The organism is Photobacterium sp. OFAV2-7 (assembly GCF_022347985.1).
GTDB lineage: Bacteria > Pseudomonadota > Gammaproteobacteria > Enterobacterales > Vibrionaceae > Photobacterium.
Map to the genome: position 1 here is coordinate 1 of NZ_JAKRFQ010000103.1, position 9133 is coordinate 9133.

General features: G+C 51.0%; 14 protein-coding genes and 1 pseudogene. 14 read left to right on the top strand and 1 reads right to left on the bottom strand.

The genetic code is table 11. The features are described 5' to 3' along the window. Window positions 1–310 (bottom strand): annotated as a pseudogene (locus MHN01_RS08425) (hypothetical protein); the annotation flags it as partial. 138 nt (window positions 311–448) lie between these two features. Between MHN01_RS08425 and MHN01_RS08430 the strand changes: the two are divergent. The 14 genes from MHN01_RS08430 to MHN01_RS08495 all read left to right on the top strand — a co-directional run. Then, a complete protein-coding gene (locus MHN01_RS08430; RefSeq protein ID WP_239410941.1) occupies window positions 449–1345 on the top strand; it encodes a GPO family capsid scaffolding protein in 897 nt (298 codons plus the stop codon). After that, window positions 1345–2355 carry a phage major capsid protein, P2 family gene (locus MHN01_RS08435; RefSeq protein WP_239410942.1) on the top strand — a complete coding sequence of 337 codons (1011 nt, stop codon included), beginning with the start codon at window positions 1345–1347 and terminating at the stop codon, window positions 2353–2355. Before MHN01_RS08430 ends, MHN01_RS08435 begins: the two co-directional genes overlap by 1 nt. Before the next feature lie 10 nt (window positions 2356–2365). Beyond that, window positions 2366–3079 (top strand): phage terminase small subunit, encoded by a 714-nt coding sequence (gene gpM, locus MHN01_RS08440; RefSeq protein WP_239410943.1) that lies wholly within the window; start codon window positions 2366–2368, stop codon window positions 3077–3079. A 107-nt stretch (window positions 3080–3186) separates the two neighbouring features. Beyond that, window positions 3187–3606 (top strand): head completion/stabilization protein, encoded by a 420-nt coding sequence (locus tag MHN01_RS08445; RefSeq protein ID WP_239410944.1) that lies wholly within the window; start codon window positions 3187–3189, stop codon window positions 3604–3606. Beyond that, complete coding sequence (locus tag MHN01_RS08450) at window positions 3603–4097, top strand: phage tail protein (RefSeq protein ID WP_239410945.1); 495 nt, start codon at window positions 3603–3605, stop codon at window positions 4095–4097. Before MHN01_RS08445 ends, MHN01_RS08450 begins: the two co-directional genes overlap by 4 nt. Further along, window positions 4081–4737, top strand: a complete 657-nt coding sequence (locus tag MHN01_RS08455; protein ID WP_239410946.1) for a virion morphogenesis protein — start codon at window positions 4081–4083, stop codon at window positions 4735–4737. The genes MHN01_RS08450 and MHN01_RS08455 overlap by 17 nt, the downstream gene beginning before the upstream one ends. Before the next feature lie 16 nt (window positions 4738–4753). Continuing rightward, entirely contained in the window at window positions 4754–5875 is a 1122-nt protein-coding gene (locus MHN01_RS08460; RefSeq protein ID WP_239410947.1) for a DUF2586 domain-containing protein, read from the top strand. A 3-nt stretch (window positions 5876–5878) separates the two neighbouring features. Further along, window positions 5879–6325, top strand: a complete 447-nt coding sequence (locus MHN01_RS08465) for a phage protein (protein ID WP_239410948.1) — start codon at window positions 5879–5881, stop codon at window positions 6323–6325. Window positions 6326–6333: 8 nt separating this feature from the next. Further along, on the top strand, window positions 6334–6558 hold the full coding sequence (locus tag MHN01_RS08470) for a TraR/DksA C4-type zinc finger protein (protein ID WP_239410949.1): 225 nt from the start codon (window positions 6334–6336) through the stop codon (window positions 6556–6558). Further along, entirely contained in the window at window positions 6555–6977 is a 423-nt protein-coding gene (locus MHN01_RS08475) for a DUF5675 family protein (RefSeq protein ID WP_239410950.1), read from the top strand. Before MHN01_RS08470 ends, MHN01_RS08475 begins: the two co-directional genes overlap by 4 nt. A 5-nt stretch (window positions 6978–6982) precedes the next feature. Continuing rightward, the gene (locus tag MHN01_RS08480; protein WP_239410951.1) at window positions 6983–7567 is read left to right on the top strand and encodes a 3TM-type holin; all 585 of its coding nucleotides are present in this window, start codon (window positions 6983–6985) and stop codon (window positions 7565–7567) included. Beyond that, window positions 7568–7846 carry a hypothetical protein gene (locus tag MHN01_RS08485; protein ID WP_239410952.1) on the top strand — a complete coding sequence of 93 codons (279 nt, stop codon included), beginning with the start codon at window positions 7568–7570 and terminating at the stop codon, window positions 7844–7846. Further along, window positions 7843–8112: a putative phage tail assembly chaperone gene (locus tag MHN01_RS08490; RefSeq protein WP_239410953.1), complete on the top strand. Its 270-nt coding sequence runs from the start codon at window positions 7843–7845 to the stop codon at window positions 8110–8112. Before MHN01_RS08485 ends, MHN01_RS08490 begins: the two co-directional genes overlap by 4 nt. A 196-nt stretch (window positions 8113–8308) precedes the next feature. Next, window positions 8309–9133: phage tail tape measure protein (locus tag MHN01_RS08495; RefSeq protein WP_239410954.1), on the top strand; the 825-nt coding region annotated here is incomplete at its 3' end.

Here is a 9133-nt window from a genome sequence, read left to right on the forward strand (position 1 = left end):
TCATCACCTTTACTTGCTGATCAATCAGCCTATCCAGCTCTTTCAGTTGCTGGTCGCTTTTCTCGTCTTTATCCATCAATACGGCTAATCGCCGGTTGATCATATCTTCCAGAGAATCAGGGGTGAGCATAGCCTCCCAGCTGTGTTTTTCTGCCCAGTTATAAATGACACGGTCATTCGGCAGGTTCAGCTCGGCTGCTATTTCTTTTGGTTTCCAGCGGCGCAAATACAGGATTTTGGCCGCGTTTTTAATTTCATCACTATATGCCATGCCGCAATCATACGCCCCGAAAGAACGCAAATGACTCACCAAAATTCCGCTTAGTTCGGATACGGGCTGTATCCGAATTTCTAGGAATCTATGTGAATGAATCAAGGTGCTCAAAGGCGTAATCTTTGCCGTGACTGATATGAAATTGACAATATTTGGATTGGGTATGTAAGGCGTATGAGTAAGACCAGTGATTGGAAAATTGTAGCGACAGAGGGAGCGACCGTTGATGGTCGTACCATCACTGCTACATGGATTAAGGACATGGCAGAGCAGTATTCAACTGATGAGTACACGGCTATGGTTTGGCCTGAACATTTCCGTTCATCTTGGGCACCGTTTGATGGCAAAAACTGGGGTGTTGTTGAAGAAGTGAAGGCGGCAAAATTTAAAGATAAATTGCGCCTATTCGCCAAGATTACCCCAAATAAATATTTGCTTGATGCCAATGCAGATGGGCAAAAGCTATTTACTTCAATCGAACCAAATCCAGACTACAAAGGCCAGGGCCGCTGTTACCTTGAAGGTCTAGCTGTGACTGACTCCCCGGCATCTACGGGTACCACGCGTCTTAAGTTTTCAAAAGGTGGTGATCATGCCCCTTACGAAATGGACTGTAGCCAGTTGGAAGAGCTGGATTTGTCTGATTGCTTCACCACTAACCCACTCGCCCAAGCTTTCTCAACACTTGCCAAGTACTTTTCGAGTGGTGGCGAGTTACCGCAGAACCTACCCGAAAAACAGCATGATGAGGACACTGACGTGACCGAAGAGCAACTGAAAACAGCACTGAAAGAACAATTCAGCGTGCTGAAAACCGAGCTGAAGGAAGAACTGAAACAAGAGTTCAGCCAACAGCCAAATCAGGATGTGGAGGCGGAAGCCCCAGCGCAGCCGCCGCAAACCTTTAATTCTGAGCAGTTCAGCACAGAGCTAGAAAAACAGCTTAAACCTTTTGCTGAACTGCCAGGAAAAATTGAATCCCTTGAGAATAAGTTCAACGAATTGTCTCAGGAAGCACCAGGACAACGACCTGACCAATCCGGCGCTAACGACAAAATGGAGGTATTTTAATGCTTAATGCAGTCTCAACTGGATACCTCATGGAGTTCTGCGCCGCAACCGTAACGGCAGCAGGCGCTCAAAGCGGTGCTCGTATGTTCAACATTACACCGCCGATGGAAACTGCTTTGCGACAGGCGATTATGCAGTCTCATGCCTTCTTGGGGATGATTGCTCTGCTGCCAGTCTTGCAAATCAAAGGTCAGGTTATTGATGTGGGTGACGATGGCCTTTCAACTGGACGTGCTGCTGAAGGTCGTTTTAGCACTGAAGTGGGGCAGAAAGGTAACACCTACGAGCTGACGAAAACCGACTCAGGTGCTCATATTAAATGGGAAACCATGACGCAGTGGGCGAACTCAGGCCAGAAGGGTGAATGGCTCAAGCTAATGAAAAACGCCATTGCTCGCCGTTTTGCACTAGACATGCTGCGCGTGGGTTTCAATGGTACATCTATTGCCGAACCGACTGACCCTGTAAACAATCCACTTGGCCAAGACGTTAACAAAGGTTGGCTAACCATTGTTAAAGAAAAAAAGGCTGAACAGGTTCTTGCTGAGGCCAAGCTTGACCCTACGGGCAAAACTGCGGGTGCTTACAAGAATTTAGATTCACTGGTGCAAGACCTGATCAACACAACCATTGCGCCAGAGCATCAAGAAGACCCTGATCTGGTTGTTCTTGTGGGCTCAGACTTAGTGGCAGCTGAACAGCATCGTTTGCTAGAAGCAGCAGAAACCCCAACCGAACACAAGGCAGCACAGTCACTGGCGAAAACCATTGCCGGTAAACAAGCCTATAAACCGCCATTCTTCCCGAAAGCAGGAATCTGGGTAACCAACCTGAAGAACCTGCAAATCCTGACGCAGACAGGCACCCAGTGGCGTAACCAGAAAAATAACGAAGATACGCTGCGTTTTGAAAGTAACCACATCCGTATGGAAGGTTACGCCGTTGGCAATATGGCTAAATTTGCTGCCATTGAAAATGTCACCGTTGTTGAACCAGAACCCGCAGCGTAGGTGATGAAGCATGGTTAGCCCATTAAAACGACAACGTGATGCGCTACTGGCTAAGCAGCTAGCGGGGGAGACCCCGCAGGCTGCAACCGTCAACACCGACAGCCTGCACATCAAGCTGGTTGAATTCGAAGAAGACCGCAAAGGCCTGAAAGCCTTCAACGCCATTGCCGACAAGGTGGCGCACAAGCGAACGGTGCTGATCCCGAAATACAAGCCATTGGCTGAAGCATACCTGGCTGCTGGCGAGCAGTATCAGAACCCGATTTTTAGCTCTTTGATCGTCTGGCTATTTGATACAGACGATTTGGATACCGCTATTGACTGGTGCTTCAAGGCTATAGAGCTGGACTTGCCAACACCTGAATTTATCAAGAGCGACTGGCCTTCATTCTGTGCGCGCTTCGTTCTTGAGTGGGCCGAGAGAAATGCAGAGCGTGGGCATTCTGTTGAGCCTTATTTCAGCCAGGTGTTTGAGAAGGTTTGCAATGACTGGCGCTTGCATGAAGAAAGAAAAGCCCGGTGGTTCAAGTTTGCTGGCCTTCACTTGCTGCGGGATGAAAACGGCAAGCCAAGGGCGACGGCTGTCGGTGATCTCGACACGCTGCAGAAGGCCAAAACGTTGCTGACTACCGCTGATGAGCTGTACAGCAAAGTGGGTGTCGGCACCCAGCTCAGCAAAATCGACATGCGCATTAATGCGCTGACGAACGGAAAGAATTTGTAAGGCTCTCTACCCACCGCGCCTCGGCTGGCGAGGTTAGGAAAGCCAACCGGCTAACCCGAAACCGTCGACCCAGTGGGCAGAGGCGCATTTATTTAAAAGGAATCGTTATGAGCTTTGGTGGCAGAACAAATCAGGCAGACAGTACCGCAATAGCCGGGGACGGCTGGCCCGATTTGTCTACTGGTGAATTTCGCAATATTCGCCGGGTATCCACCGTGTTCGATAACGATTCCATTGCAATGGCGATCAGCATTGCGGCGCTGAATGTTCAGGGACAGCTGGTAACGCTGCTGGTTGATGGCAACCCGCCAGAGCTGACAGCCGCCAAAAAGTTCACCTATAAACGGGCGGTGTATGGCCTGGCTCATGCCGAGCTGTTGCCAGAGTTTGCCACTCAAGACCAGCGTGCTGAAGCAAACAACGCGGCCACTGATGAACCTGAGCAATCTGACCGATTTCTGTCTCAAGCCCGTCGCGATATCTGCTTGCTGCTGAACAGAAGCCCTAACGGAATAGCCTCGATATGACAGACGAGATTTGTAATAGCACAAAGCTTGAACACCTGACGGGTTACATCGTCAGCCACCTGAACACCAATGTGCTCGATAACAAAATGGACGCCTGGCAGGAAAACGGCAAGTTGATTATCAGCGGGGAAGACCGGGGCAACGACGGCATTCTGATTTGTTACTGGCGCTATCGGGCTGTGATTCGAATTGAAGAGTTTCCGCATCAGCAACTGAATCCGTACAACCTGTTCGCCCTGATAGCGTGCTGGCTGTCCGACTACGACAGCGAGCGTGACGAGGATAAAGATATGGACGACCCGGATTTGTCTGTGGATGTGCTCAGTCACGACATAGCCGATGTGGCGGTGGAGCTGGATTTGATGGAACCCGTGGAAATGATTCCGGACCCGTTGGGAATGATCAGTTACAAGGGCCAAACCTACCGTGTTCAGTCTGTACCAATTGATACAGCAGAAGATGCGGAACTGGTAAATGAAACCGCAGATTAAGGTTGTTGAGCGTGACCGGCTCAACATGCAGGAAAAACTGGCGCTGCTGGCACTGCCGCCCAGAAAACGCACTTGGATCCTGAAAACCCTCGGGCGCTGGGAAAAAGCCAATGTTCGAAAGCGTATCCAGCAACAGAAGGATATCCACGGCAGGCAACTGGAAGGTCGTAAGGGTAGCAAGCGCGGAAAGATGATGCGCCGGATGGCGAAAGGCCTGGAACCCTATGTACGAGACAGCAAAACGCTGGATTTAACCTGGCGAAACAAATTAACCGGACGAATTGCAGCCCGTCACCACTCAGGGCAAACCGAGCGGATGACCAAAGGGCAGTTGGACAAGCGTTTCGGAAAACCGGATTACAGCAAGCCATGCAGCAGAGGTATGGCGCGAAAGTTAAGGGAACTGGGTTACAAGGTGCCGCGTAATAGCGGGAAAGGCTACAAAAGCCCAAGCCTGAAGCAGTTGCAGAATACGCTGACCCACGGGCAGGCAGGCATGATTATTCGCCAGCTCAGCAATAAGCCCGACCAGACAGCCTGGGATATCCCACTGCCGGAACGTCAGATACTCGGCAGCCAGGAACGCGAAGTAACTCGCCAGCTCATCAAGATTTTCGAGCAGGCCAGGACGAAAAAATAAGCGAGGAAATAACTAAATGGCAACCGGAAAGGTCGGGGTAAACAACCTCAATCTAGGGCAAGGCGATATCCCCGAAGTTGAACGCCATCTGCTCTACATTGGCCGCACAGACAACGCCGAGCTTCAGGGCAGGGTTACCCGCATTAACGCCATGTCCGATCTCGACAAGGTGGTGGCGGAAGATGCTCTGGGCGATAACGTAAAAGCCGCACAGCTCAACGGAAAGCAGAACTGGACGGCGGGGATATTCGGTCTGAAGGCTGATGATAAATGGGAAGATGCGGTAGACATTGCCAATCGTACCGACTCGTTTGAAGGTATTTGTATCGTCGATATTGCTACCGACAAAGCTAACTTCGACGCAATGCAGGCCAAAGCCACCGAACTGACAAGCAAACTGGGGCGCTGGGTATTCTTCCTTGCTGCCTGTCCGGGCATCGATAGTGAAAACCAGACTTGGGCGCAATACGAAGCCATGATGCTGGCTCTGGTTGGAGACGTCGCCGCTAATCTGGTAACACCGGTTCCGCAGCTTAACGGTAACAATGTGGGCGTATTGGGTGGCCGCTTGTGTGACCGCAGTGTCACCGTAGCCGACACTCCCATACGGGTAGCAACTGGCAACGTGCTGGGGCTAGGTGAAATGCCTGTTGATAGCGCAGGCCAGCCGCTGGAAATGTCCACCGTAGAAACACTGGCTAACGCTCGCTATTCATTGCCGCAGTGGTACGCCGATTACGAAGGTGTTTACTGGACGGATGCCACCACACTGGAAGCCAAAGGTGGTGATTACCAGTATATCGAGTGGGTGCGCCCTGTTCATAAGCTTAATCGCCGTGTTCGGATTAAAGCTATCCGCCGTATCGGTGACCGCATTCTCAACTCAACGCCGCCAAGCATTGAATTGAATCGCAGCTACTTCCGTAAAGACATGCTGTTGATGAGCAAAACCACACAAATTGGCGATATCACATTCCCCGGTGAAATCATGGCGCCGCGTGATGAAGACGTAATCATCCAGTGGCCGACCAAAAAGAAAGTGCAAATCGGTTTACAAGTAAGGCCTCATAACTGCCCGAAAGACATTGAAGTCAATATTGCACTAGACCTCACCAACCCTGCAGATATGGAGGCTTAACGTATGGCAAGGCTGTCTGGCAAGAACATGCATTTCACCCTGGGTGATTACAGGCTGAAGGCCAATAAAGTCACCCTGTCGATCACCGACAACTCAGCGGTGAATAAGACAAGCGGTATACCGGATGACTACGTGGACGGGGACGTCGAAGCCTCTGGCGAAATCGAGCTTTCATCCAACCAGTTCAGGATTCTGAGCAAGGCTGCCAAGCAAGCCGGTTCGTGGCGAGGCCTGGACGTGTTCGATGCCATGTTCTACGGCAAAACAGACAAAGATGAGCTGAAGGTTGAAGCTTTCGGCTGCCGGTTGAAGGTTTCAGACCTGATCGATATCGACAGCAATGGCGGCAGTACGCTGGTTCACAAACTGCCGTTTGATGTAACCAGTCCGGATTTTGTGCGAATTGACGGTGTGCCTTATCTCCGTCCGGAAGAAATCGAAGACCTATAGGGGGCTAGATGACCGATGTTATCGACCAAGGTAGCCGTTTCGAAGCCCAATTCACCCAAATGGCGGTGGCTAACCAGCTGGCAGCCACGGCCAAAGCGCAAGCCAGCAACACGAACAGCCAGGCGGAATGCGTTGAATGTGGCGACGAAATTCCAGAAAAACGCCGCGAAAAAGTACCGGGCTGCAAGTATTGCACTCGTTGCCAGCAATTAGCCGAAGAGGGGAAGCTATGAAGCGCTTTGTTCTTAAACGTCGTTACTTTGAACACGGAACGTTTTCAACACTGCATCGAGAGGATGGCAGCAAGGTTTGCTGCATGGTTGAACGTCCTTGGATGAATAATGCTAAGTCAAAGTCATGTATCCCGTCGGGAACTTACACGCTTTATCCGCACAAATCACCAAAGTTTGGTGAGTGCTATGCACTTGAGTCCAAAGACTTAGGTGTTACGCGAAACGGTCCAAGCCAGCGAACACATATTTTGATCCACAAAGCCAATTACCCAAGCCAGTTGCAAGGATGTTTAGCGCCGGGAGTTGATTTCGGATTTATTGAAGATGAGTGGGCAGTTGTGAACTCGACAGATGCCTTTAACAGCCTGATGGCGGAATTGGGTGGTGAACCAGCAACGCTAACAATCATCAAGGACTAATAAAAATGTGGGACACAGTTAAATCTTTAATTGGCACAGCGGCCCCATTGGTAGGCACTTTGATTGGCGGTCCGGCAGGCGGTGCTGTGGGTGGTTTAGTGGCGTCGGCATTAGGTGTCGAGAACACGCCGGAAGCGATTGAAGCCGAGCTTCGTATTAATCCAGAAGCATTGCTAACGCTGAAGAAGCTGGAAAGTGATGAACGGGTAAGGCTCCGCGAATTGGCGTTTAAGTATGCGGAACTTGAAAGTGAAGAACGAAGGCTGGCAACGGTGCAGCAGGCAGCCACGATGCAAGCTGAGTACGCAAGCAATGATCCCTTTGTTCGCCGTTGGCGGCCTACGTGGGGGTATACGCTTTGCTTCTCTTGGGCCTTGATGTTCCTTGGCTTATTCATGGTGATGCTGCTTGAGCCAACCGAAACGGCCAATGTGATTAATGCCATTGTGGCACTAACTCCTTTGATTTCTGTCGCGTTGGCTGTGCTTGGTATCAATATTCACAAGCGTTCAGTCGACAAGCAGGTTGCAGCAGGAAAAGAGCCGGTTGGCATTAGTGCAGGGCTGAAACAAGCAGCAACAGGAGGCTAAATGGATGATTGGCGCGTTTTGCTGGGATTGGCTGGCTTCTTACTGACGCTGATCGGCTTCGTGTTCACTCGCGCCGAGAAATCCGCCACAACGACCCGCGAACTTGAACGACGAACGCACAACAATGAGCTGGCGATTGCTAATCAGCGGGCGGATGTTGCAGAGAAGTACGCCACCAAGCACGAATTACGGGAATCCGTAGACGATATCAAAAATTCAATGAACGGACGATTCGACCGTCTGGAATCCAAGTTAGAAAAAGAGAGAGAAACAGCATGAACGAGAAAAAAGTGATCACCCTTACCGTTGGCGATAAAGAGCTGAAGTTTGAACCAACCGAAACAGCATACAACGATTGTGCGAATTCAACGGCACAGGGTGATGTTGCTGCTGCATATCATAACTTTGTGTTCGAAACCGCAACCGAAGAAACCAAGAAGGTATTGCGTGAAATGCTTAAGGGTAACCCGGGTACGACAATGCAGGTTGGTGCTGCGGTGACGCAGGAATACGCACCAAAGCTGGACATTAAAGTAAAAAAATAAACGGCCTCGTCACCGCGCTGGATCATAACGATTTCGACAAGATGCTGGCGTGGCGGCGAAAGTGGCTACCCAATGAGTCCGATGACTCTGCCAGTTTAGCCCGAGCTACCTGGTTGGAAAAAGAGTACTGGGAAAACATGGCCGCAGTGACAGCTAACGGTGTGGCTAGAGCCTTTAGCAAGTAGACAGGAAACCTATGTTACCGGAAGCCCTTCGATTTCAAGTCGGCTTAGTCGACCAGATATCCAAACCGCTTGGCAACATTCAACGTCAGTTTAATGAGGTCACAAGCGCTTACCAGTCCGGCACTCACTCGATGATTGCTGGCGCAGCAGGTGTGGCGGGGGCGGGTTTCGCTTTGCAGGCTGCTTTGATGCCAGCCATCGAGATGGATCGGTCGCTGGGTGAAGTGAAGTCGTTGGGTGTAACGGATGATGCTCTTCAGCAACTGAGCAATACGGCGTTGGATTTCGCGGTGGAATATGGCAAGTCTGCCGATCAGTTTGTGGCGGCTTCTTACGATATTCAATCGGGTATTGCAGGGCTGAACGGCATGGAGCTTTCGCAGTTTACGAAGGCGTCGGGTGTCTTGGCTGCTGCGACCAAGGCCGATACCGCAACCATCACCGACTATATGGGCACCATGTACGGCATCTTCAAAAATGATGCCGCCGCAATGACGAAAGGTGTGTGGGTTGAACAGCTAACCGGGATGACGGCCAGTGCTGTACAGATGTTCAAAACTGACGGTACCAAGATGTCGCAAGCATTCGCCAGCCTCGGTGCTGACGCTACCTCGGCCCAGATTGCCATGTCAGAACAGATGGCTGTGATGGGCACCCTGCAGTCAACCATGTCGGGCAGTGAAGCGGGTACCAAATACCGTGCGTTCCTGGGCGGCGTTGCCAAGGCCCAAGACCATCTCAATATGACGTTCACGGATAGCCAGGGCACCATGCTGCCGATGCTCGATATTCTCAAACAGCTAAAAGGCCGCTACGGCGAGACGATAGATGTCGCG